23 protein-coding genes and 1 riboswitch are annotated in these 24,343 nt (G+C 42.7%); of the genes, 17 read left to right on the forward strand and 6 right to left on the reverse strand.

The window, feature by feature from the left end; translation table 11 throughout:
* The first annotated feature begins 181 nt into the window (after window positions 1-181).
* From N8M93_RS16070 to N8M93_RS16100, 7 genes are all read left to right on the forward strand, one after another.
* Window positions 182-1,444 carry an ATP-binding protein gene (locus N8M93_RS16070; protein ID WP_261133529.1) on the forward strand — a complete coding sequence of 421 codons (1,263 nt, stop codon included), beginning with the start codon at window positions 182-184 and terminating at the stop codon, window positions 1,442-1,444.
* Window positions 1,445-1,624: 180 nt separating this feature from the next.
* Window positions 1,625-2,341: a DUF2294 domain-containing protein gene (locus N8M93_RS16075; RefSeq protein WP_261133531.1), complete on the forward strand. Its 717-nt coding sequence runs from the start codon at window positions 1,625-1,627 to the stop codon at window positions 2,339-2,341.
* A gap of 273 nt (window positions 2,342-2,614) precedes the next feature.
* Window positions 2,615-2,815 (forward strand): hypothetical protein, encoded by a 201-nt coding sequence (locus N8M93_RS16080; protein WP_261133533.1) that lies wholly within the window; start codon window positions 2,615-2,617, stop codon window positions 2,813-2,815.
* A gap of 243 nt (window positions 2,816-3,058) precedes the next feature.
* Window positions 3,059-5,350 carry an ATP-dependent DNA helicase gene (locus N8M93_RS16085; RefSeq protein ID WP_261133536.1) on the forward strand — a complete coding sequence of 764 codons (2,292 nt, stop codon included), beginning with the start codon at window positions 3,059-3,061 and terminating at the stop codon, window positions 5,348-5,350.
* Window positions 5,351-5,421: 71 nt separating this feature from the next.
* Window positions 5,422-5,589 carry a hypothetical protein gene (locus tag N8M93_RS16090; protein ID WP_261133537.1) on the forward strand — a complete coding sequence of 56 codons (168 nt, stop codon included), beginning with the start codon at window positions 5,422-5,424 and terminating at the stop codon, window positions 5,587-5,589.
* A 44-nt stretch (window positions 5,590-5,633) separates the two neighbouring features.
* Window positions 5,634-6,191 (forward strand): GNAT family N-acetyltransferase, encoded by a 558-nt coding sequence (locus tag N8M93_RS16095; RefSeq protein WP_261133538.1) that lies wholly within the window; start codon window positions 5,634-5,636, stop codon window positions 6,189-6,191.
* A gap of 158 nt (window positions 6,192-6,349) precedes the next feature.
* Window positions 6,350-6,433: riboswitch (cyclic di-GMP riboswitch) on the forward strand.
* 29 nt (window positions 6,434-6,462) lie between these two features.
* The gene (locus N8M93_RS16100; protein WP_261133539.1) at window positions 6,463-6,939 is read left to right on the forward strand and encodes a V-type proton ATPase subunit E; all 477 of its coding nucleotides are present in this window, start codon (window positions 6,463-6,465) and stop codon (window positions 6,937-6,939) included.
* Between the two features lie 187 nt (window positions 6,940-7,126).
* On the opposite strand, the gene N8M93_RS16105 is transcribed toward N8M93_RS16100, so the two are convergent.
* Both N8M93_RS16105 and N8M93_RS16110 read right to left on the reverse strand, forming a co-directional pair.
* Window positions 7,127-8,539 carry an alanine/glycine:cation symporter family protein gene (locus N8M93_RS16105; protein ID WP_396125635.1) on the reverse strand — a complete coding sequence of 471 codons (1,413 nt, stop codon included), beginning with the start codon at window positions 8,537-8,539 and terminating at the stop codon, window positions 7,127-7,129.
* An 882-nt stretch (window positions 8,540-9,421) separates the two neighbouring features.
* On the reverse strand, window positions 9,422-10,345 hold the full coding sequence (locus tag N8M93_RS16110; RefSeq protein ID WP_261133542.1) for a ketopantoate reductase family protein: 924 nt from the start codon (window positions 10,343-10,345) through the stop codon (window positions 9,422-9,424).
* A gap of 282 nt (window positions 10,346-10,627) precedes the next feature.
* Here N8M93_RS16110 and N8M93_RS16115 point away from each other — a divergent pair, with 282 nt between their 5' ends.
* The 4 genes from N8M93_RS16115 (at window position 10,628) to pdxA (ending at window position 16,217) form a co-directional block, all read left to right on the forward strand.
* Window positions 10,628-12,325, forward strand: coding sequence for a sigma-54-dependent transcriptional regulator (locus N8M93_RS16115; RefSeq protein ID WP_261133543.1), 1,698 nt, complete (start codon window positions 10,628-10,630; stop codon window positions 12,323-12,325).
* Between the two features lie 606 nt (window positions 12,326-12,931).
* Window positions 12,932-13,921, forward strand: a complete 990-nt coding sequence (locus N8M93_RS16120) for a 2-keto-3-deoxygluconate permease (protein ID WP_261133545.1) — start codon at window positions 12,932-12,934, stop codon at window positions 13,919-13,921.
* A gap of 12 nt (window positions 13,922-13,933) precedes the next feature.
* The gene (locus N8M93_RS16125; RefSeq protein ID WP_261133547.1) at window positions 13,934-15,226 is read left to right on the forward strand and encodes a four-carbon acid sugar kinase family protein; all 1,293 of its coding nucleotides are present in this window, start codon (window positions 13,934-13,936) and stop codon (window positions 15,224-15,226) included.
* On the forward strand, window positions 15,213-16,217 hold the full coding sequence (pdxA, locus tag N8M93_RS16130) for a 4-hydroxythreonine-4-phosphate dehydrogenase PdxA (protein WP_261133549.1): 1,005 nt from the start codon (window positions 15,213-15,215) through the stop codon (window positions 16,215-16,217). The genes N8M93_RS16125 and pdxA overlap by 14 nt, the downstream gene beginning before the upstream one ends.
* 222 nt (window positions 16,218-16,439) lie before the next feature.
* On the opposite strand, the gene N8M93_RS16135 is transcribed toward pdxA, so the two are convergent.
* On the reverse strand, window positions 16,440-17,651 hold the full coding sequence (locus N8M93_RS16135; RefSeq protein WP_261133551.1) for a cytochrome P450: 1,212 nt from the start codon (window positions 17,649-17,651) through the stop codon (window positions 16,440-16,442).
* Between the two features lie 354 nt (window positions 17,652-18,005).
* On the opposite strand from N8M93_RS16135, the gene N8M93_RS16140 reads away from it, so the two are divergent.
* Genes N8M93_RS16140 through N8M93_RS16150 form a run of 3 tightly spaced genes read left to right on the forward strand, consistent with a single transcriptional unit; the run spans window position 18,006 to window position 20,180 of the window.
* Window positions 18,006-19,133 (forward strand): DEAD/DEAH box helicase, encoded by a 1,128-nt coding sequence (locus N8M93_RS16140; RefSeq protein WP_396125633.1) that lies wholly within the window; start codon window positions 18,006-18,008, stop codon window positions 19,131-19,133.
* A 23-nt stretch (window positions 19,134-19,156) separates the two neighbouring features.
* Entirely contained in the window at window positions 19,157-19,903 is a 747-nt protein-coding gene (locus N8M93_RS16145; RefSeq protein WP_261133553.1) for a cyclopropane-fatty-acyl-phospholipid synthase family protein, read from the forward strand.
* A 25-nt stretch (window positions 19,904-19,928) separates the two neighbouring features.
* Window positions 19,929-20,180 carry a hypothetical protein gene (locus N8M93_RS16150; protein ID WP_261133555.1) on the forward strand — a complete coding sequence of 84 codons (252 nt, stop codon included), beginning with the start codon at window positions 19,929-19,931 and terminating at the stop codon, window positions 20,178-20,180.
* A gap of 19 nt (window positions 20,181-20,199) precedes the next feature.
* On the opposite strand, the gene N8M93_RS16155 is transcribed toward N8M93_RS16150, so the two are convergent.
* Genes N8M93_RS16155 through N8M93_RS16165 form a run of 3 tightly spaced genes read right to left on the reverse strand, consistent with a single transcriptional unit; the run spans window position 20,200 to window position 21,383 of the window.
* A complete protein-coding gene (locus N8M93_RS16155) occupies window positions 20,200-20,391 on the reverse strand; it encodes a YwbE family protein (RefSeq protein WP_261133556.1) in 192 nt (63 codons plus the stop codon).
* A 59-nt stretch (window positions 20,392-20,450) separates the two neighbouring features.
* Complete coding sequence (locus N8M93_RS16160) at window positions 20,451-20,993, reverse strand: putative glycolipid-binding domain-containing protein (RefSeq protein ID WP_261133557.1); 543 nt, start codon at window positions 20,991-20,993, stop codon at window positions 20,451-20,453.
* A 12-nt stretch (window positions 20,994-21,005) separates the two neighbouring features.
* Window positions 21,006-21,383 carry a nuclear transport factor 2 family protein gene (locus N8M93_RS16165; protein WP_261133558.1) on the reverse strand — a complete coding sequence of 126 codons (378 nt, stop codon included), beginning with the start codon at window positions 21,381-21,383 and terminating at the stop codon, window positions 21,006-21,008.
* 429 nt (window positions 21,384-21,812) lie between these two features.
* Here N8M93_RS16165 and N8M93_RS16170 point away from each other — a divergent pair, with 429 nt between their 5' ends.
* From N8M93_RS16170 to N8M93_RS16180, 3 genes are all read left to right on the forward strand, one after another.
* Window positions 21,813-22,598 (forward strand): NlpC/P60 family protein, encoded by a 786-nt coding sequence (locus N8M93_RS16170; protein WP_261133559.1) that lies wholly within the window; start codon window positions 21,813-21,815, stop codon window positions 22,596-22,598.
* Between the two features lie 319 nt (window positions 22,599-22,917).
* Window positions 22,918-23,271: a flagellar basal body rod protein gene (locus tag N8M93_RS16175; RefSeq protein ID WP_261133561.1), complete on the forward strand. Its 354-nt coding sequence runs from the start codon at window positions 22,918-22,920 to the stop codon at window positions 23,269-23,271.
* A 22-nt stretch (window positions 23,272-23,293) separates the two neighbouring features.
* Window positions 23,294-23,941 carry a PspA/IM30 family protein gene (locus N8M93_RS16180; RefSeq protein WP_261133563.1) on the forward strand — a complete coding sequence of 216 codons (648 nt, stop codon included), beginning with the start codon at window positions 23,294-23,296 and terminating at the stop codon, window positions 23,939-23,941.
* Window positions 23,942-24,343: the final 402 nt, after the last annotated feature.

Raw genomic sequence — 24,343 nt, forward strand, 5'->3', positions numbered from 1 at the left:
CGTTGTGGGAGAAGGGGTTTGCATCGGTGCGAGGCACCACAGCGGCACCGCACCTGATTATTTGGGTCGTTTTTCGTGGTTTTCTTTGAAAATAATGTAAATGTTTTTGAGATTGTAGAGGAAAATTATTCAGTGTGTCGTATTAGTAGTATGGATGTCCTGATTTTCGATGGAGGTAAAAATGCTTGCTGAAAAGCTATTACTGCATGTTTTAATTTTCCTTGCTCCTGTCCTTATATATGGTGTTCTGTTCCAAAAACGTCGCATCGATCAATCTCCCTACTATTATGGACTGTTACATAGTGTTGCGGCGCTTCTTTGTTTAGTTTTCGCACATTACGACTATGGGCTTTATTGGGATTTTCGTTATGTTCCGCTCGTCTTGGCATGCTTATATGGCGGGCCGGTTTCAGGTGGAATCGTTTTGGGTTCTATCTTACTTACAAGAACATTTCTCGGTGGAGATGCCCTGTTGTTCGGTTACATAAGCATTTTGACTGCAGCGCTCCTTCCATTCCTTTTCACAAAAAAATTCATGAATTATAAACCGAAGAAACGGGTCAGGATGGCGATCCTCATCGGTACGTGGCCAGCTTTCGTCATGCTTGGCATCCTATTGACATTCATGAGTGTCCAAGGGTTTTCTAGCAACAAAGAAATTCTTATAAACATTTTCCTGTTCGGAACCATCCAGATCATTGGAATCGGTTTTGCTGCTATGTTGAACGAAATGGTCATCGAACGCCATATCATGAAACAGGAAATCCAACGTTCAGAAAAATTGAATACGCTCGGGGAACTTGCGGCATCGATCGCTCACGAGGTCCGAAATCCGCTCACAGTTGTCAAAGGCTTTCTCCAAATGATGAAAGCCGAAAAGAAAGGCGACGGCTATGAGTATATACCACTTGTTCTGAGTGAGTTGGGGCGAGCCGAGGCGATCATCAATGATTACTTGAATTTTGCAAAACCTGAATTCAAGAAAATCGAAACGTTCCGCTTATCTGATGTCATATATGAAGTGATGTTTTTGATGGAGGGTCTTGCGGTGGAACATGGTGTCGAGCTCATAAATGAATTCGACTCCAATTGCCTTATAAAAACAGATCGTAACCAGCTTAAGCAGGCACTTGTGAACTTTGTCAAAAATGCGATCGAAGCGACAGGCGAAGGGGATACGGTTACCATCGGAGTCAAACCCTCTGGAAACTTTGTAATTGTAAAAGTGACTGACACTGGAAAAGGAATGGATAAAGAGCAGCTGGATCGGATCGGAACCTTATTTTATACGACAAAAGATAAAGGAACGGGTCTCGGAACGACTGTTTCACTTAGAATCATCCAATCGATGAACGGAAAGGTCAGCTACAAAAGCGAACTGGATGTCGGTACAGAAGTTACGGTCTGTCTTCCTATCGAGAGTCCAAAGCTGAAAGTTCAATAGATAAGGTTTCTGATTGTAAAAAACAGGGTATCTAATGTATGTAGAAAGTCCCGGTTATCTGCTGCATGATTTGGTGAAAAAGCGAGAATTGAGAGTACTATGTAAGCACTTTTCATAAATTTGTCCTCAACGCTTTTCAAATCTGTACGAAGCCATTACAATATAGAAAGGATGGAGGATATGAAGCTTCCGTCTTCAGATGAATATACACATACATTGGATATCAATGAAAAACAAAGTGAGATTTCTAGTTACGTAGGGAAAGTGCTTCGCGATAATTTTGGTAAAGGACCAGGATCGGTTTACGTATCGATTGCAGATCCATTTGTGGTGATTTATGTAAAGGACTTTTTGTCTCCCATGGAACGTGTCCTATACAGCGGGAATCAGCAAAAGACGGTCGAAAAGACGCGCAGTTTCTTGATGGATACGATCAGTGCGGAGATCAGAGCTTACATCAAACTGATTACGAAGCTTGAAATCGAGAGTTTGTATTATGACTGGTCGCTGGAAAACCAATCAGGCGTCTTTCTGGGCGTAGGCTCAGATCCGATCGATGGAGATGCTGCTTATTCCGGAAAAAGTGAAGTGCATGATGCAGTCGTTCGGATGAGCAAAAAGGTTGAAAAAGAACCAGCAGCAATCCGATCTACTCGTATCAATTCACGGACGCTTATCGTCGTACGTGACGGAATCCTAGTTGAAATCGAGAAACAGTTGATCCGCGATGGTCAGGAAGAAGCCCTTCGAAACGCAAAAGGGAAACTTGAAAAGGGTATGCTGAATTTGGATCAAATCAATTCGCACATAGAAGGCGAAATATCTGAAGTATTCATAGATTGGGATTTTGATATCGATCGCAGTTTTCTTGTGATGATACTCACCCCTGATTCATAGAGTAGGTGGAAATGAGCTAGACATTAGAGCTAGACATAAGCCGAAGAGGAGATGTTCCTTTTCGGCTTTTTTGCATTTAAAGAAAGTACAAAATACTTTCTTCAATATAAGCGCAACTAAAGCTCAGCCTGCGCCAAAGGCTTGGCTTTGCCAAGTTTTCTTTACGTCTAAAAAAGGCTTTCGGAAGGGAGTGATTGGGTTTGAGCACGATGAATAAACTTCATGAGGAGAATTCAACAGGATAGATTTTTATCTATCCGGAAGGGGGATGAAATGGCGAAATTCTTAATCGATCACAAACATAAAAAAATTCATCGCAGTGCATACGTTGGCGATAAATGCGACCTCCCTCAGATCCCGCTAAATGAAAGATCAGGTGAAAAGAAAGCTGAAAAGGTTGCACTGTTGAAAGATAAAGGATACAAACAATGTCCGCATTGTTATGACGGACCGACAGTCATATGGCAACTATAAGGCGGATGGAAGACTAAGTGTAGAAAGGGATTATACACTTAGTCTTTTTAAGTTTTGAAGTGCATTTTTTAAATCGCGGCGGTCTACATCGAATAAGACTTGCACGAGACACATTTTGCTGACTTTTTCACAAATAACGGTTGTAATGCGCAATAAATTATCCCCCCCCTTTTGCGAACGTGTGTTTTCAAGTAAACTAAGGGTAGCACTGTGAACGAAAAAAGAGTCAGATCAGGTGATTACATGTCTAAAGAGGTCCGTCTTTCCGTCAGGCCGTTGGTTGAATATGTGTATCGGAGCGGTAGTATCGATAATCGTTTCCGTTCTTCAAGTTCGATGACCGACGGTACGATTGCACATCAGAAAATTCAAAAGACCTATGCAGAGTCCGATCAAAAAGAGGTTTATCTGAAAACGCAGATCGATTTCAAAGGGCTCTCTTTTGTCGTGGATGGAAGGTGTGATGGACTTCTTAAAAACGGGGATGAGATCACAATCGATGAAATCAAGTCGACGCGCGGTGATCTGTCCGAGATCACTGAAGAGACGAACCCTGTCCACTGGGCACAGGCGAAATTTTACGCCTATATGTACGCCCGTGACCATGAACTTGAAAATATAAAGGTCCAGCTGACATATGTCCATGTCGAGACCGAAGTAAAGAAACAGTTCAGCGAAGATTATACCTACAGCGAACTTGAACGCTACATAATGAGTGTCGTGGAAAAATTCGAGCCCTTTGCGAAGTTGCTTTTGGAGCATGAAGAAAAAAGAAACAACAGCATAAAAAAGCTCGATTTCCCATTTGAGGAATATAGAGCAGGTCAACGGAAGTTTGCTGGAGCAATCTATAAGTCGATTGCAGATAAAAAAGACCTTTTCGCCAATGCACCGACTGGTACGGGGAAAACAGTCTCGACGATCTTTCCGACCGTAAAAGCGATCGGGGAAGGCCACCTCGAGCGGTTCTTCTATCTGACTGCAAAAACGATAACCCGGACCGCAGCGGAGGAAACCCTTGCCCTCATGAAAGACAAAGGTCTGCATATGAGCTCTGTGACGATTACGGCAAAGGATAAGGTTTGCTTTAAGGAACAGACGGTCTGCCAGAAGGATTATTGTGAGTTTGCCGACGGATATTACGACCGCGTCAACGATGGAATCATGGACATTTTAGCGAACGAGACGTTGATGGATCGTGCCACTATTGAAAAATATGCACGAAAACACAAGCTCTGCCCATTCGAGTTTTCGCTCGATGTTGCTTATAATTCTGACATGATCATCGGAGATTACAATTACATTTTCGACCCGCGGATTTCGTTGAAACGGTTTGTCGAGGAGCAAAGAAAAAGGACGGTCCTGCTGGTGGATGAAGCACACAATCTTGTGGATCGGGCTCGGGGAATGTTCTCAGCTGAGCTTTTCAAATCACCGTTTCTGCAATTGAAGCGCACTTTCAAGACGGAAAACAAAGATGTATTCGAGACGGCGAAAGCGATTAATGATCACTTATTGCTATTGAAAAAGCAATGCGGAGACATACGGCAGGTGGAGCTGGAGGAACTTCCAGAGGAATTGATCAAATTGTTGGAGGCTTTCGTGACGGAGGCGGAAAAAGAGCTGCTTGAACAGAAGGAAAGCGAAGCACAGGAACAGCTTCTGGAAGCTTATTTCAACGCGAAAAACTTCGTAAGGATATCAGAATTGTACGACGAACGTTACGTCACGTACCTCGAATATGGAAAAAGTGAAGTGTACATTAAGATGCTCTGTCTTGATCCATCCCACTTGCTTCAGCAGTTCGGGAAAGGATATCGCTCGAAGGTTTATTTTTCAGCGACGTTATCTCCGCTCCCATACTTCAAAGATATGCTCGGGGCAGAGGAGGGAGATTACTCGATCTCGATACCGTCTCCTTTCGCAAAAGAAAATGCCGATGTGTTCATCCAGCCGTTATCGACGCGGTACCGTGACCGAGACCGCTCTGTTGCACCGATTTTGGCGATGATGAAAAATCTTGTTGAAACGCGGCCTGGGAACTATCTCTTCTTTTTCCCATCATATGCCTACATGCAGATGGTTTATGAACAGTACGAGGAAGAGGACTGGGGCTATGATGCGATTGTGCAGAACAGCGGGATGGCGGAAGAGGAGCGTGAGGAGTTCCTGGCACAATTTGAAGCAGGAAAGGCAACGACGCTGATTGGATTTGCGGTGATGGGCGGTATTTTTTCAGAAGGTGTCGATTTAAAAGGAGATCGCCTGAACGGCGTCGTCGTTGTCGGAGTAGGGCTTCCACAGTTGAATTTTGAACGCAACATCATAAAGGAGTATTTCAACAAAAACGAGAAGGATGGCTATGACTATGCGTATGTGTATCCTGGCATCAATAAGGTCCTTCAAGCTGGAGGCAGATTGATCCGGACAGAAGAGGACTATGGAACAATCGTACTCATTGACGATCGCTTCCTAACACTAAAATATCAAAAGCTCCTTCCTCCGGAATGGTTGGATTATAAAGTGATCCGCTGAAGAATGGAGGAATTCTGCACAATCATGTAAAAGTAGTTAAGTAGGAATGAGCGGAGGGGGAAGAGGATAGGATGCTGAATATCTTTTGGGTTTTGATTTTGGCAGGTGCAGTGTATGCTGCCTATCATGTGATCATATACATCAAGGATATCAGAGACCTGCTAGAGGACCAAAGGGACCAGAATGAGCAGATCATCGAGCTCTTAGAACAGCAGAATCCCGATCGTGAAAAATGGTAGCTTGACAGGCTGATTTTCATTTATGGGTAATGGGGTGGAACCAAATGATAGATTTAAGCAATAAACCGATAATCACTGGAGAAAAAACGATTCTGAGACCTTTTAAAATGGACGAAGATTTTCCGAATTTAGAAGAATGTTTAAACGATCCTGTGGTTCTTAAATATACAGGAAGTTCTCCTGGGTACGATAAAGAAGAGGTCTATAACTGGTATCATACGAGGAACGCACAAAAAGACCGAATGGACCTTGCTATTATTGATAAGATCTCAAATACGTTGGTTGGAGAAGTAGTGGTCAATTTATACGATGAAAAAAACCAAAGTATGAACTTTAGAATACTGATTGGACCACTGGGTAGAAATCGAGGGTTAGGAACAGAAGCAACGCAACTAGTGGTTGATTATGTTTTTGAAAATACGAACCTGAACCAGCTGACTTTGAGTGTATTTGAATTCAATTCAAGAGCAAAAAAGTTATATGAAAAAGTAGGCTTCATAGTGGACAGTATCGATAAAGATGAATTGGAATTCGAAGGAGAATTAATAGATTCTATTAATATGAAGTTGACTAGAGAAGATTGGATCAATAATAAGAAATGAATTTTTAAGACCTCGTAACCCTTAAAGGAGCTGATTGAACCACCGCGGTAAGTGAATGAATTCCGACGAAAATAGTAGTTTCATCCTGGTTTCAGAATTCATTTAATGGGCATTTAGGTTCGTTAACATCCTTATGTTGGAAGGTTATAATACAAAGGGAATATAGAGGGGGCTGTGAATTCGTATCTTCATGTGGGCACTTGGATGCGAAGGAGCTAGTAGTGCAACCGACCGCTTTCTAATTTTCAACTCTTAGGAAGGGGTATTTTTTATGTTTAAAAAATGGATGGAACAGAGCAAGAGGAAGGTTGTTGTAATGGTTATGGCAGGGACTGTAATTTTCGGTACTTTCGGCGGAACGGCTTATGCCGCCTATGGGGACAACTGGAATACTTACATCAAGAACGGAATCAGTCAGTTGTACACATTGGTGTTCCCTGAAATCAAAAAAGCGACAGAAGACAAGCAGAATGAAATCATTTCTAAAATCAAGAGTGACATCCGTTCGAATGTCCAAAGCGCGAAAGGCGAGATCGAAAAGCATAAAGAGAAACTGATCAAAGAGAACAAAAACGAGCTGGACAAGTATTATGAAGACGTGAAAAAAGAGGCAGAAGCTACAAAGAATGAGGCTGTGAAATCTGGAAAGTCGAATCTAGACGAAAAGGCAAAAGATTCTTTGACGAAAGCTAAAGGTGAAATCGATAGAGCCATTGAGGCGGAATTGAAGAAAATCGGTTCAAAATAAATGGAACCAATAAGGAAGCTTACCGAGGTGACTTTTCGGTAAGCTTGTTTCTTTTCTAGTGGGTATATTTTTGTGATGTATAATATCCTGTCTAAATTTGTTCATTTTTTTTATTAATTTGTTCACTTCGACATATATTCTGATCACATTTCGAATTAATCTGTTCACTTCAATTACTTCAACTAGATCACTGACTTATATCCTTGTCGCTTTTATCTGAAAACAGCTGGATTGAAGGCTTCCCTTCTTTTTTACGATAAATCCGATTGATATAGTCATCTGTCATCGCGCGGATCTCTTTATGCAAGAAGACGAGCGGGATGATGTTACAGAGCAGGACGAATGCGAGAAGTAGATCTAAGAACTGCCAGACAAACTGCAAGCCGCCGATCGCACCTACATATATTGCTGCGATATAAATGATTCTCATAAATTTCGATGCTTTCAATCCAAATAAGTATTCCGCCTGTTTTTCACCAAAGAAGATCAGGACACCGACCGTCGTGATGACGAAGAAGAATAGGAAGATAGCAATAAAGCTTCCGCCGAACGTTTCTCCCATCACCGTTCCAAAGGCAGTTCCAATCATGTTCGATGCGTTATCCGCACTTACTTCCGTCCAGGTTCCAGTGACGAGTACGGCGAGGCCAGAAACCGTACAAATGACGATCGTATCGACGAATACACTGAAGATGCCCCATAATGCTTGGCGGGACGGGTGGTCTGTCTGGGCTGCCGCATGTGTGATCGGAGCAGTTCCGAGACCGGCTTCATTCGAGTACAGCCCACGTGCGATTCCCCAGCGGAGGGCTTGTGCAATACCAGCTCCCGCAAATCCTCCTGCAGCAGAAATCGGTGTGAAGGCATGTGTGAATATCATTCCCAATACACTCGGAAGTTCGCCGATATGTGCGAAAATGACGATAAAAGCTCCGATCAAGTAGGTGATGACCATGAACGGAACCATTTTATCGGTCACTTTCCCGATACGTTTGATGCCTCCGAATACAACGATGGCGACCAATCCGCACATGATGAGGCCGGTGATTTGTGTCGACCATCCAAAAGCACCTTCAACTTGTGTAGTAATGGAATTGGATTGGACCATCAAACTTGGGATCGCCTCGATCATGAGGAAGAAAGCGAAGGCAGCCGCAACTTTATCCCATCCAAGTGCTTTCTTAATATAATACTGAGGACCGCCAACCCATGTCCCTTGATTGTTCTTTTCACGATATTTTACTCCGAGCATGATTTCAGAGTATTTGGTCGCCATTCCGATCAGCGCGACCATCCACATCCAGAACAACGCTCCAGGTCCACCAAGGGCGATGGCGACAGGAACACCAACGATGTTCGTTGCCCCAGCTGTGGATGCGAGGGCTGATGTGAAGGCCTGGAAAGGGGTGATCGTACCAGTGTGCTTATCTTTTTTAAAGATTTGACCAATCGTTTGGCTTAACGCATGTCCGAAAAAACGGAATTGGAAAAAGCGTAGCCTGACCGTTAAAAAGATACCTGCTGCAATTAATAGTATCGCAAGAACATAAGTCCATAAGAAGTTGGATACATTCGCTATCCACGTTTCAAACCAAGAAATAATTTCCACGACAGTGCTCCCTTCATACTTTTCTTCTATAATATCTTTGTGTTCAATACCCATTATTTCCCGAATTGAAAAGTGGAATTTGCGAAAGAATGTAGTTGTACCATTTTAAAAGTTGCTCGAATCAAATAGAAAGCTCCCATAAAATAGTAAAAAGGAACGAAGTATAGATTAGGAATCGATGTATAGGAGATTGTATAGTATGATGTAGAGAATCCCACATCATCTTTTTAAGAAGATTTCATCACTTGTAAAAAATATTTCAAAATAGATGCAACCAATGAGAGGCAAATACGTCTATATTTAGTAGAGGAAACAAAATTGGAAATTCAGGGTTAACAGCTGACAAATAGGGAATACATACACTATAAGCTTTAATCGAACGGACAAATCTTTTAAAATGATAGGAGTGTTTGAGGATCATGACGAGTACTGACATTCATATTCAGAATTTGAGGAAAAAGGGAATTGATGTTCAAAAGGTCATTTCGAAGACTCTTAAACTGGCAAAAAATTATTCAGGTCACAAGCAAAAAGAAAGTCCCCAACAATAACCGCCCTGAGTACATAAAGGAACCTTCTCATCGCTGAGAAGGTTTTTTTACATTAGCTGTATTCGCAAACGTTGTTGCTCTTGCAGCGAGCTTCCTCGTCGCATGCCTTGCGAGGAGATTATTCAGGTAGTAGGCACGTTGATCCCGGAAGAGTCTCACACCTTACTCTTCAATCAACTTGCACAAGGTGATTGCTAAAAAATGACTCAAAATCAACAATCTTTTAGAAAAGAAAAAGTATAGACATCCTTTTTCCGTATAAGGGCAACTAATGGATCAGCTTACGCCTAGGGCTTCGCTTTACCAAGTTTTCTTTATATCATCATCGCATCTTAAGTTCGTACGGTTTTACAAGTGCGTAGAGGGTTTCGATATGTGGCAGTTTCAAGTTCTCTTCATCCGCTAACCTGAGTGCGCCTCCGAGCAGGTGGTCCGCTTCGATCTGCAGGCCTTTACGTCTATCTTGATGCATGGATGAAGTCGCCTCTGAAGGGAAGCTGTTCAACTGGTCCAACGCTTTTTGAACGTGGTCGTCGGTGATGTCGATCCCTTTCGAAATGGCGAGCAGTTTCATTTCATGTAAAACCTCTTCCGCCAGCTTCACCGTCCTTGATGATTCGCGGATCGCCCCGAGTGTCAAATCGCCGGCAGTCGTTACACCGGAAAATGCGGTGATCATCATATATTTGTTCCAAAGTCCGAGAAGGATGTTGCTGCTCAGCACCCCAGCCATGTTTGCCCTGTCGAAAATCTTCTCCAGTTCATTGCACAGCCTATCCTGTGACGGATGGAGTGGACCGAAGACGAGATCATGCTGCGTGCTTGTATGGACAACATGTCCATTCTCATCCAGGGTAGAGATGATAAAACACAATCCTCCCATCACAGCCTCTTCGCCTAATTCCCGCTGAAGCTGCCCGATATGTTCAATTCCATTCAAGAGTGGTAGGACAGTCGCTCCTTTTTCCACCAATCCTTTCAAATCGGTGATCAATTCATCATTCAAATGGTACCCTTTCACTGCCAGCAAAACGACGTCGACGTGATGGATATCGTCCAATCCTTCAGCAATGTTCAAGTCTTCAAATTCATAGTCACCATGCGGACTTTGCAGTTTCAACCCATTTTGACGGAGCTGTTCAGCTCTTTTCGGACGGACGAGAAATTGTACGGATTGACCTGATTCCTGACATCTTCCGCCGAAATAAGCTCCAATTGCTCCAGCACCAACTACGACAATGTTCATATCCAATCACCATCCTTTTATCCTTTGGCGTTGTTATCCTTTATAGTTGATTTTTACGAAATTCGCGTCAATCATACTTAGTCAGAAATCAACGGTATAACAACACCTTCCTTTAATGAAATTGTACCCGATATGCGGGGGAAGAGAAACTTATATGACTTTCTACTCTAAGTTGATGTTATCATCTAAATCAAATTATTCATGGAAACTGAATGTGTTGCATTATGCATCATTGAATGATTATACTAAATAGAGAATTAACTAATGAACAGGGGAATTTGAATGGTTATAAAGACAATGTTTATTGCACCATACCCTTCCATGGTTCCACTTGTAGAAGAGTGTAAAACGGATCATCCAGAATTAGATATCCAGATAGAAGTTGGTAACCTGGAAGAAGGGGCTGAAATAGCAAGGTGGGCCGAGAAGAATGGATACGATGTCATCATCAGCCGAGGTGGCACGGCACAATTGATAAAGTCATTCGTGTCGATTAGTGTGATTGACGTTCATTTATCTGGTTATGACATGCTGCGAACACTTACATTAGCCAATGATTTTCAAGGGAAAAAAGCATTAGTTGGTTTTCCTAACATTACGATAGGTGCTCAATCTATTGTAGACCTATTGGAATTACCTATTCATGTATACTCGATACAATCAGCTGTTGACGTTGATCCACTTGTGGACAAACTGAAGGAAGATGGTTTTGAGGTTGTTTTAGGCGATGTTGTCACGGTGGATGCAGCTCAAAAAAATGGTCTTGAAGGTATCTTGATACAATCAGGCAGAGAAGCGATTTATGAGGCTTTCAGTAACGCCTGCTCAGAATATGAATTTCATCACCGTAATCAGATGCTTATCAAGTTATTGTCCAAAATATTGAAATCGAAAAAACAAGATATACTTATTTTGGATTCAAAAGGTGAGCAGATATATGAAAATTGGAGTAGTGTTCAAAGGGTACCACTATCCCACAAAGAACTAAAAAAATTCAGGGATGATGTTAAGCAAAATGGACATGCAGCCCACACGGTAAGCTTTAAAAATAAGCAGGTTGAAGTAAATGGTGAACTTTGTAATTTCGCTTCTCAGTCATTTATAATCATTTATTTTACCGTAAAGGAATTCTCTGAACATCATAAATGGTTACAAGTAAAGAATCGTATACCAAAGCCAGTCATTATTGCAGAAAGTCCAATGATGGAGAAAATAACCAGCCAGATACGACAGTCCATATCTAAACAACGGATTTACCTGCTATATGGAGAAAAAGGGACAGGGAAAGCACTTATGGCAGAGTTCATCCACTATGAACAAAATAACAGGGGAAACTTATTAACGATAGATATGCAGAACTGTGAATGGGATCAGTTGAAAGAGGTATTCAACATAAAGTGTTCAACTGTTAATCTGACCAACATTGAACATTTGGATTCCGATCGAATAGATGAATTAAGAGAGTTTGTACATCACTTATTGGAATATTCCATTACGGTGATTCTTACAAGTAATGTACAGGTCCCGGATTTGATCGACAACTCTTTAGATGACGATACAGTAGAATTAGCGCTTCCTCCGCTAAAACAACGTAAAGAAGATATAAAAGGTTTAGCAGCCTATTTTGTTGCGCAATTTCATCAAAATTTAGGGACTCATCCTGTCAAAATAAGAGAAAAGGCAATTGAAGAATTGATTAATGCGGATTGGAATGAAAATGTTTCCGAATTGAAACGTTTTATAAAATCCCTTGTACTAGGGGAGAAAGGTTATGTCATCGAACCTGATCATGTCCAAAGTGCACTGAAGATCCGTAGGAAAACAACTCCAAAGGATAATCTCCTCTTACGTGGTACATTAGAAGAAATCGAACAACGGGTGATAGAGAAGGTACTCGAAGAAGAAGGATTCAACCAATCGAAAGCAGCGAAACGATTAGGAATTAATCGTTCGACTCTTTGGCGCAAATTAAGAAAATAATGATTTGCGTCTTTTTTATTGGCTGTTTTCGCAAACTTTGTTGCGCCTTGCACTTAAAGAAAGTATAAGGGCAACTAAGCTCGACCTACAAAAGGCTTGGTCTCGCCAAGTTTTCTTTAAAAGTCGTTGTTTCCGCCCCAGGATGCTCGCTTTCCGCGGGGGGTACGGTGAACCCACTCGTCGCCTTGCGACCTCAGGAGTCTCCTTATCAAAGAAGCATTTGTGCTCATGCGTCAGCAAGAAAGTCCTGTCGAAGAGAGTTTCCTCGCCGCATGCGTTGCGAGGAGATTATTCAGGTGGTAGGCACGCTGATCCCGCAGGAAAGGAAAGGTTCTGCCGCACGAAGAAAATGCGATTTTCATTTTCGAGGAGTAATCGCCCCTTGCTCTCCAATCAACTTGCGCAAGGTGTTTTTTAAAATGACTCAAACGCAACAATCTTTTAGAAAAGAGCCTTATTATTTACTAAACTGTTGCAAAATAAAACAGTTTAGTCAATTTTACTCACAATTAATAAATTTGGTGTTGCGTAATAAATCACATTCTTTTAGGATGAAGGTGAAAACGTTTTCTTGTCATTACTATTCATACGATGGGGGAATTTGAAATGAAGATTAAAGCAACGCTTGAACGTATTCCTGGTGGGATGATGGTAGTTCCGTTGTTGCTTGCTGCAACACTAAATACATTAGCACCTGATCTCCTCAGGATCGGTAACTTCACACAAGATTTATTCGTAGACGGTGCAGGTACTTTGATTGCCTTATTCCTGCTTTGTACAGGGGCACAAATAAACGTTAAGACATTCGGGGTTTCTCTTGCAAAGGGAGGGGCTCTACTGGGAACGAAATGGGCTGTCGGTGCAGTCTTCGGCTTGATCGCTTATATGTTTGCAGGTGATAATGGTCTATGGCTGGGGTTAGCTCCAATTGCAGTAATCGCAGCGATGACAAATAGTAATGGTGGCTTATATGTAGCACTTGTCGGGCAATATGGAAAAGAAGAAGACCGTGCAGCCTATTCATTACTTGCATTGAATGACGGACCCTTTTTGACGATGGTGGCATTGTCGATCTTCGGAGCAATGGGGTTCGTAGATGGAATGTTTTCATTCCAATCCTTTTTAGCAGTATTACTCCCTATCCTTGTGGGTATGGTCTTAGGTAATCTGGATGAAGATATGCGTTCCTTCTTGGATAAAGGTAGTGCAATGTTGATTCCATTCTTTGCCTTTGCGTTAGGTATGGGTATTGATTTTGCAGCAATCATTGAAGGTGGTTTAACTGGAATATTCCTTGGTCTCCTGACTGTATTTGTTACAGGTACTGCAGGTTATTTCATCTTTAAAGCATTGAAATGGAATCCGATTGTTGGGGCTTCAGAAGGTTCGACAGCAGGAAACGCCGTGGCAACTCCAGCAGCTATTGCAGCGGCAAGTTCAACCTTCGCGCCAGTTGCAGAACTTGCTACAGTTCAGGTTGCAGCATCGACTGTTACAACCGCAATATTGTTACCATTATATATTGGATTTCTTGTTAAACGTATGGAGAAAAAAGGCTATCGATTTGAAAATGGAGAAATAAAGTCAGCAAGTTAAGGGTGGTCATCTATGAGAGAGAGAATAGGAATAATTGCAGATGATTTCACTGGAGCCAACGACACGGGAGTCCAGCTCGCCAAAAAAGGGTTCCTTACATCTGTAATGGTTAATATAGATAAAATGGAAATCAAACATGAAAATGATGTATCAATTATTGATACAAACAGTCGTTCCTTTACAAATAAAGATGCATATGAAGCAGTCCATCATGCTGCTTCTTTCTATTTGGAGAATCAAGTTGATTGTGTCTATAAAAAAGTTGATTCAACCTTGAGAGGGAATATTGGATCAGAAATAAGTGCAGTGGACCATGTGTTGAAGCCTGATTTGGTCGTCATTGCACCTGCCTATCCCCAAATGGGCAGGATCACAAAAGATGGAAAGCATTACGTAGATGGTGAACTCGTCTCGGATACGGAATTCGGAAAAGACCCGAAAACTCCAGTGACGCAGAGTGACATTCAAGAACTTATTCAACCATATTGTAACGCTGAAATTTCGAAGGTAACACAAACACAATTGAACGACGATGAATTTGCAACGTATATCCAAAATGAAGTTGCTCGAAACATTCGCTGGTTTGTATGTGATGCGGAAAGTGAAGAAGATTTAAAAAAGATATCCAGTAAATTCGGCGATCTACCGTTAAATGTGTTATGGGTAGGGTCAGCAGGCTTGATTGAACACTTGCCCGAAGGTCTGTCATTGAACTCCAATAACGAGTCTAATAATTTGAAAGACTGGACAAGTAATCAAGTTCTGACCGTGTCTGGAAGTTTGTCTGAAAGAACAAAACAACAACTACTTGAACTAGATGAAATTGATGATATTCAAATGATAGAAATAGATCCACTGATGATCCTTGAAGAAACCTTCGATCCCAATTCACTATTGGATAGGAAAGAGGAGAAGAAGGACCTGGTGATCTATGTTGATAATAATGAATTTAACCGTAAGGCTGCATTAGAGTATGCTGAACGGAATGCTCTGTCTAAAGAAGAGATTGGGAGTAAGATTTCAAAAGGGCTAGGACAAATTGCAAAGCATATACTGCGTTTTACTTCCATTGATGGATTGATATTGACTGGAGGCGACACGGCTAAAGACGTATGTTCAGCAATGAATGTTATGGAAATGGAACTTTTGGATGAAATCGAAGCAGGAGTTCCACTAGGCCGAATCAATTTCAACGATCAAAAGTTGTGGACGGTCACAAAAGCCGGCGGGTTTGGAAATAAAGATACGTTAAAGAATGCTTTGTATTACATGAAAGGAATGAAACACACTTATGACTCAAAGTAAACCAGTTATTGGGATCACGATGGGTGATGCTGCGGGAGTCGGGCCTGAGATTATTTTGAAAAGCCTGCAGGATACACAAGTTTATGATTTATGTAACCCATTGGTTATTGGAGATGCAAAAGTTCTGGAAAAAGCAAAAGACGTACTAGGAACCCAGCAAATAATTAAAAGCGTCCAATCAGTCAATGATTGCACGTATGAGTTTGGCGTTGTCTCGTGTATGGATCTTGACCTTATACCAGATACCTTACCATTCGGACATGTCTCCGCCGAAGCCGGACATGCAGCGTTTGAATATCTATCAAAAGCGATCGAGCTTGCAAACGAAGGCGAAATCGACGGCATATGCACAGCACCTTTAAATAAAGAGGCACTTCATTTAGGTGGACATAAGTATCCTGGACATACCGAAATCTTAGCGGAATTAACGGGAACAAAAGATTATGCAATGATGCTATCTGCACCGACGTTAAAGGTGATTCATGTGACGACTCACAGTGGACTGATTGATGCGGTGAAACAAATCAATCCAGAACGCGTTTACCAGGTTATCAAAATGGCTCATGATACGTTGAAAAAAGCTGGAATTACAAAACCGAAAATTGCGGTGTGTGGGATCAACCCTCACGCAGGAGAAAATGGATTATTCGGATATGGAGAAGAGGAAGCACAAGTTGTCCCAGGTGTAGAAAAAGCTCATTCAGAGGGTATCGATGCTCAAGGACCACTACCTGCAGACACTTTGTTTTTCAGAGCAGTCCGTGGAGATTTTGATATTGTGGTCGCTATGTATCATGATCAAGGTCATGGACCGATCAAGGTGCTAGGGTTAGATGCAGGTGTCAATATAACCGTTGGACTTCCGATCATTCGGACTAGTGTAGATCATGGTACTGCATTCGATATCGCTGGCAAAGGGATTGCTGATGAAAAAAGTCTGACAGAAGCTTTGCGCCAAGCTGTTGAACTAGCCCCCACAAAATCAGTTTAATATAAAGGGACTGGCCAAAAAGGTGTCAGAGTCTCTCCGAACATAACGATATTTTGAGAAAAATCGTGGTTTTGGTGTTGGAGGGGTCTGATACTTTTCTCTTAAGGCAGTCCCTTTTTGTGAATTTAAAGAAAGTTTAAATACTTTCTTCAATATAAGGGGATAAGGCTCAGCGTACGTTAAGGCTTAGCTTTGCCAAGTTTTCTTTATGAAAATATGATACTATAGGACTTCCGCTTTAAGATGAAGGGCTTTGAACCCTCGGAACACGATGTTGTCCCGCCACTGTGGTTCCTCAGATAGAAGTGGCTCTTTGAATCTTGTCACGAGTTTTTCCAGGGCGATCTGCGCTTCCAACCGTGCAAGAGGTGCCCCGAGACAGAAGTGGGGTCCTGAAGCGAATGACAGATGCTTGATATTTTTCCGCGTAATATCGAATTCGTTCGGGTTGTCATACAGACGTGGATCGCGATTGGCGGCTCCTAGTACAAGCATCACCTCTTCCGCTTTTTTGAAATGCTTTCCGTAAAACTCGAGATCCTCCGCTACAACTCGTGAGGTCATGAGGACGGGCGGTTCATAGCGTAAAATCTCTTCGATTGCATTCGGGATGAACGAAAGGTCGTTTTGCAGTGATTTTAACTGTTCAGGATGCTTCAGCAGAGTGTAGTACCCATTTGTAATCAGATTCACGGTTGTTTCGTGCCCCGCAATCATCAGGAGGAGGCAGGTGGCCACCATTTCATCTTCATTCAACACATCACCGGACTCTTCAACGGCGATAAGACCGCTGATCAAATCATCTTTTGGTTCTGTGCGCCTTTTTTGGATGAGGAAGCGGAAGTATTCTCCAGAGTCCTTTATATCATCAGAGACATCCTCTAATTCTTTCATATCGGTGTTAAAATCGATGAACGTGACAAAGGCATCAGCCCATTTCCTGAAATAGCCGCGATCCTCCTTTGGGACACCGATCAGTTCAGCAATGACAACAACGGGGAGGTAGTATGAAAAATCCCGGATCAGCTCATGCTCGTTTTCTCCTTTTCTGGTGTTGAGCAGTTCATCTGCAAGCTCTTCGATCAGCGGACGCAACTTGTCGACCATCCGCGGTGTGAACGCTTTGGTGACGAGTTGGCGTAAACGCGTATGATCCGGCGCATCGCGAAACAGCATCATGTTGTTCATCAGGTAAATGACAGGCTGAACGCGCTCCGGGATCTCGACCCTTTGCTCAGGAGGAACAACACGGCGGTATTCTTTTATAAAACGGGAATCCTTGAAGAGGGCTTCTGTTTCTTCAAAACCAGTGACGACAATTTTCGGAATCCCGAAAAATTGACCGTAATGGATCGGCCCATATTTGCGGTATTGTTCGAAATAAAGATAAGGATCGCTTTGGAATTGTTCGCGCATTGCGACGGTTTCGTTCATAATCAGAACCTCCAACTTTCGAATTTCTATACAATCCCTTTCGACATATGGAAAATAAACCCTTGTTTCATTTTGATCTGATGGTATTTGGGACGTCTGAAAAATATCTCTCTACGGCCAAAATCTGTATTATTACGGCCGGAATGGATTATTTATCGGTCAATCGACAGAAAACGATCTGCTCCACTAGACGAAAACAACCTTTATTCGCTACTTTCAGCCCTGGTAGAAAAATGTTCACTATTCAACGGATTCCACATGGTGTAGGCTAGTAGTGAAGCGTCTGAATGGGAGCTTCATAATTGACTAAACTAATCAAAGATTAAAGTCGTTTTTATAAAAAGGAGAATGATGATGGAATCATTACATATAACGAAGCCTTTTCTACAACAAGCCTGGGAAAAATCCAGTTTTGAACGACCGACAGCAATCCAGACCGAAGCGATCCCGGTGATATTACAAGGGGATGATGTGATTGCGGAATCTCCGACTGGAACGGGAAAAACGCTTGCTTATCTGCTGCCGATTTTGGAGAAGATCGACCCGGATAAAAAAGACCCGCAAGCCTTGATCATGGCGTCCTCTCGTGAACTTGTCATGCAGATTTTTGAAGAAGTGCAGAAGTGGGCAGAAGGAAGCGGGATAACTGGAGCCTCTCTTATTGGCGGAGCGAACGTGAAAAGACAGATTGAAAAACTGAAAAAGAAGAGCCCGCAGGTCATTTTGGGGACACCTGGCCGTGTTGAAGAATTGATCAAAATGAAAAAGTTGAAAATGCATGAAGTGAAGACGATCGTTCTCGATGAAGGCGATCAACTGCTTGTACCAGAGCATTTGAAAACGATCGAGTCGATCATCAAGTCGACATTGGCCGATCGACAGGTGCTGCTGTTTTCTGCGACGTTACCAGAAAAAACGGAAGAGGTCGGCCGCGAATTCATGGATGGTCCTCAGCTCATCAAAGTGAACCGTGCTACACAGAAGAGCGGGAAAGTGGATCATCTTTATATCGTGACGGAACGCCGTGAAAAAGCGAAAGCCCTCGAGAAGATCGGACGCTTGAAGGACATGAAGGGGCTTGCGTTCGGCAAAGACATTGGCGACCTGTCTGTGATGGCGGATAAATTGGACTATAATCGGATCCCGGTTGGTCTTTTGCATAGTGAATTGAAGAAAAATGAGCGCCAGCATGCATTGCAGCAATTCCGCGATGGGAAGACGAACCTGCTGCTGGCGACGGATGTAGCAGCTCGAGGTCTCGATATTACAGGGCTCACACATGTCATCCAGGTTGATGTCGCAGAAGACGAAAAGCAATATCTTCATCGGTCTGGACGTACCGGTAGAGCAGGTGAGAGCGGAACCGTCATTTCTATTGTAACACCAGGTGAAGAGCGTACGTTGAAGAGTCTGGCTCGTAAACTTGACCTTCAACTCAAGGAGAAGACATTGTATGCTGGTGAACTCGTCGACGCAAAGTAGTTTTTTGAACGGGGAGGAAGAGGATGGCGATAAACAAATTTTCCATAATCGCGCACCGTAATCACGAAATCTGCAACCCGATCAGTCAGGAAAAGCTGAGGGCGACGCTGGATCATATCCCGTTCAGCAGCGGGGAGAAAGTGCTCGATATCGGAGCAGGAAAGTGCGGTGTGCTGATCGATTTGATCGAGCGTCATGGTGTGGTGGGGACTGCCATTGAGATTGAAGCGGATTTTATTGATGCTGCGCGTAATTATGCGGATCAGCGGATTGGTCCAGGTCGATTGCGAATCGTGAATGACGATGCGAAAAAAGTGATGAATGATATCGATGGAGTGTTCGATGCTGTGATTTGCCTCGGGGCGACGCATGCTCTCGGGAACTACCGGCTTACTTTGGAAAAAATGAGTGAAGTAGTGAAACCCGGTGGATACCTGCTGGTCGGTGAAGGATACTGGAAAAAGGAACCTGAAGCAGCGTACCTGGAAGCGCTTGGGGCGACTAAAGAAGAATTGCTTACTCATCATGCGAACATCGAGGCTGGGGTAGATCTTGGTTTGATTCCGATGTGGGCGCATGTGACAAGTGAGGATGAGTGGGACGCGTATGAGTGGTTATACTCTTCTTCGATGGAGAAGTATTGTCTGGAGAATCCCGATGATCCAGACGTTGCCGCGATGCGCGACCGGATCAGGAAGTGGCGCTCTACTTACTTGCGCTGGGGAAGAGACACCCTCGGATTCGGGTTGTATTTGTTTTATAAAAGTTGAGCTTGAGGCGGGAACGGGTTATTAGATGAAACGATTTTCCGTAGTAAAATCGTACCGAATTGCACAAGATCACTTTGAAATTGTACAAGATCACCCCGAAATTGAACAAGATGCCCTTGAAATTGTTCAAGATCACTCCGAAATTGCACAAGAACTTTCCGAAATAGCTCAAGCACACACCAAATTTCCGCGACCAGCTCCCAAATCACTCATTTACAATCCAAATAATGAAAAAAAGCTGACCGAAATATCATTTTCGGTCAGCTTTCCTTATTAAACTTATTTATCAAGTTCTCTTAAAAAACTTCTTTTACGCGTCCGACTTGTCCGTCTTGAAGGCGAACTTTGATGCCGTGCGGGTGAAAACTGGAATTCGTCAGGATATCCTTCACGACACCCCGGGTCAACTTGCCGGTTCTTTGATCTTTTTTCAATACGATGTCGACCTCGACACCTGGCTGTATATTCGCACGATTTTGTCCATCCATGTTGCATTCCATCCTTTATTATGTCCATTTCACTTCAATCAGTATATCATACCACACGTTCAATACCGCCGTTTGAAAAGTTCCGGGTACTCAATCACCAGTCCTTCTTTATCGACTGTAATTAAGGATTGATAGGTTGGACTTTCATATCGGAATATCCGCGCGCTACTCTTTTGTTCCACAAAAGTATATCTCTGGTGGACCTTTTTCAATTCCATTGAAGGGATGGATACATAGACCATTTCGAAATCCCTCATTTGCCCTGCTTTCCAATCAAACCGGTTGATCGGGAGTGAATTCGAAAAGGGTGTTGCTGAGATATCGATATCAATCGCCCCATCGAGTTCAGGGATCCAGCGCCGGAATTGGTCGAACCAGATCCCTTCACCGTCCGATGTGACTTCTAGAAAGGTTTGATCCACTTCAATTGTCGCTTTTTTCGTTTTCCACTGCTCTAACAGCAATTTATAGGTCACCTTCATGGGTTTTCCGTCATTGATCGAAATAATCGTGCTTTCAACAGACAGTTCATCGCCGCGTTCCTTTACCTGCATGTATTCGCAGCCAAATTCCTTTAAATTTTCCCATATGATCGTATCCATCATTCCACCAGATCATTTCTCGAGCTCAATGAATTCCCTTTGTAATTTCCATTTTTCGTTTTCTTTTTGCCAAATGAACATCGCCTTTGCATGGTGGGGTATACCCTGGATGACGTTCGTTTCTCTGCCGATGACCAAGAATTCTTCGCCAGGCTTTCGTTCGGTGAGCGATAAGATTTCGAAACTTTTATGGGCATCTTTATATTGACCAAGTACATTATCGAGATCATAGTCGTAACCGTATTGCATCGGCTCATCCATGCCAGACCGTCCCCAATAACCGACGAAACGTTCAGACATATGTTCCCTGATCCCGTCACTATTTTTACTGTCGAACGCCTTATTCCAACTTGCAAAATACTTTTCGATAACGTTATGGATTGCTTCCATATCAATCCCCCCTAACACCTTTCGTATTCGACTTCAGCACCCGGAAAACCTTCCAAATACTGTTATAAGAATTGAATTGAATATCGGGAACGGTTGGATTTTACTGGTAAAAACCTGCAATAAAACATCCACTTATCGTACAGATTTTAGAAAAAACGTGCATTTAAAGGAATATTTTAACGCTCATGAGACCCATTTGATGGGTGTTTTTTGTGTTTGTAATTGGAGTTGGATTCTTAGAAAACCTGAGGTGGAAGGGGATTTCATAGTTCGTTTATTGTGTGTAAACAGTTTCTTATGTCACCTTAATGTCCGTGCAACCTCATTACAGGATTCGTCTGATAGACTAGGAATTGGTTTGAAAGACTCGTGTTTTTCAAACTGGTAGGGCGCGCTTACAAAAACTAGAGTACATTAAGGAGGAATTTAATGTTTACATCAAGATCGTCTGCAAGAAAGTATGTCATTTCATCAACTTTGGTTGCCTCACTGGCAGTCTCACCACTAATGAGTGACGGTGTATTCGCGAATGCTGATTCCAAACCTGTTGAGGAAAATGTTTCTAGTAATCAAGAAGACACATCGGTCCTGGATAGAGGGGATCGCGGTGGAAATGTAGAGACGTTACAAACAGAATTGGACTCACTCGGATATTACTCGTATCACCTGGATGGCATTTTCGGACCTATAACAGAACAAGCAGTAAAGGATTTTCAAGCTGAACAAGGTCTTACTGTAGATGGTTTAGCAGGTCCAGAAACGCTTGACGCATTATCATCAACATCTGGAACATCCGAGAATTCCGTTGATCTTGAAACGAGTTCCGACGATTCAACTTCTGATGACCAGGCTTCAGAAACTGATGTTGTTTCAATCGCGGAAAGTCTGATTGGGACACCTTATGTTTGGGGAGGTACGACACCAGACGGTTTTGATAGCAGTGGCTTCATCCAGTATGTCTTTGGAGAAGTTGGCGTTGATTTAGAAAGAAAAGAAAGCGACATGTGGAAGTATGATGGAGAACAAGTAGATTCTCCAGAAGTCGGAGATGTTGTCTTCTTCGAAGGAACTTATGATACAGAAGGAGCTTCGCACAGCGGAATTTATATTGGCGACAATAAGATGATCCATGCTGGATCTAACGGTGTAGAAGTGACAGATCTGACGATCGATTATTGGCAAGACCATTATTTGGGTGTTAAATCTTTTAAATAGAGAATACTTAGAGCCAGGGTGTGATGTCCTGGCTCTTACCTTTGGAAAAAGGGATGTTAGTTATTGTTGATTTCTTGGACATTTACAAACGAAGATACACAAGCCTTTAAAATTGAACACGCGGGTTTTCTTGATCATTACGCGCGAACTCAAAACGGAAGCTTATCGATTAATTTCGATAAGCTTTTTTCAATGAAAAACGAAAATCCGACAGCCAACTACGTCTCAAGTCTTAGTAAAAGTTAAAGCTCAGGCTCCTTATAGAAAAACAGGATTCTAGATACGATAGAAACATGAAAAGAAGGAGGGAAAGAAAACGATGAAAAAACTAGGACTATTCATTCTAGGAGCAATTGCGGCGATTGTCCTTATTGGAAACCTCGGACCAATGATCGGGCTGGCATTGAGCCTCGTCATCGGGTATTACGCGGTGAAACAATTTACGAAGACTGATGAGTCATCTAAGAAAATCTTCTGGGTAGCGGTCGGAATCATCGCACTTTGCATCGCGGTCGCAAACGTGCCTGCAATCCTAGGAGTTGTTGCCCTGTACATCTTATATGTTGTGTACAAGGAATGGAACAAGAAAGATGGCGTCACTGAAAAAATTGAAAAAGAAGACGATCCGTTCACGAACTTTGAACGTGAATGGGCGGAAATTAATCGAAACTAATTTAAAAGGAGCGAATTGGACGATGGCTAAACTTTTTAGAAGATTGAAAGAGACGATTGAAGCAGATTTTCACGATATGATTGATGAAAAAGAACGTAAGAACCCGATCAGTGTACTCAATCAGTACCTGCGCGAATGCGAAAAGGAAGTTGAGAAAGTACGAAAGCTAGTCGAACGGCAATATTTGTTGAGTGAGGAGTTCACCCGCGAATACGAGAAAGCTGCTGAACTAGCCGAAAAACGAAAGCATCAAGCGGAGATCGCTTTGAAAGCAAATGAAGAAGAGCTTCATCATTTCGCAGCTCAAGAACAAGCGCAATACAGTGAGCGAGCTGAGCGTTTGAAAACTTCGAAAGAAAACGCGGTGAAACAGCTTGAAGAACTTGAACAGAAATATGAAGTGATGCAGCACAAGCTGAAGGATATGTACATCAAGCGTATGGAGTTGATGGGACGCGAAAACATCACGCGAGCACATCACCGTATGGATAAGGTCGTCTCATCCAACGAATTCTCAAGCAAGTCCTTCTCCCGTTTCGGTGAAATCGAGCAATACCTCGACCGGCTTGAACACCAGGTCAACTCCAGTTATCACCGTCACACGATCGATGCACGGATCGCACAATTGGAAAAAGAAATGCAAAAAGAGGAAAAGCATTCTACCGTTTAAGCAAAAAATGGTATGCTAGTAGGTGAGAGAGGCGTAGTAACCCTGCGCCTTTTCTATGATAAAGAATTGAAAACTTTTCGGATGAAAAGTTCACATCATGAAAAAAAATTGACAGCTTGCCTAAATCGAAAGAACAAGACTGACAAAGGGATCCGCCGCTTATCCTTCAAAGTACGTTGACAGTGTAGAAGCAAGGAGGTCGCGGAAGCGAAGTTCGGGAGGAACGGAGCGTAGTTCGCCCTACGTGAGTACCGGACGAACGAAGCTGACAAAGAGATCCGCCGCTTATCCTTCAAAGTACGTTGACAGTGTAGAAGCAAGGAGGTCGCGGAAGCGAAGTTCGGGAGGAACGGAGCGTAGTTCGCCCTACGTGAGTACCGGACGAACGAAGCTGACAAAGAG

The organism is Bacillus sp. Marseille-Q3570 (assembly GCF_946151055.1).
Classification (GTDB): Bacteria; Bacillota; Bacilli; order Bacillales; family Fictibacillaceae; genus Pseudalkalibacillus.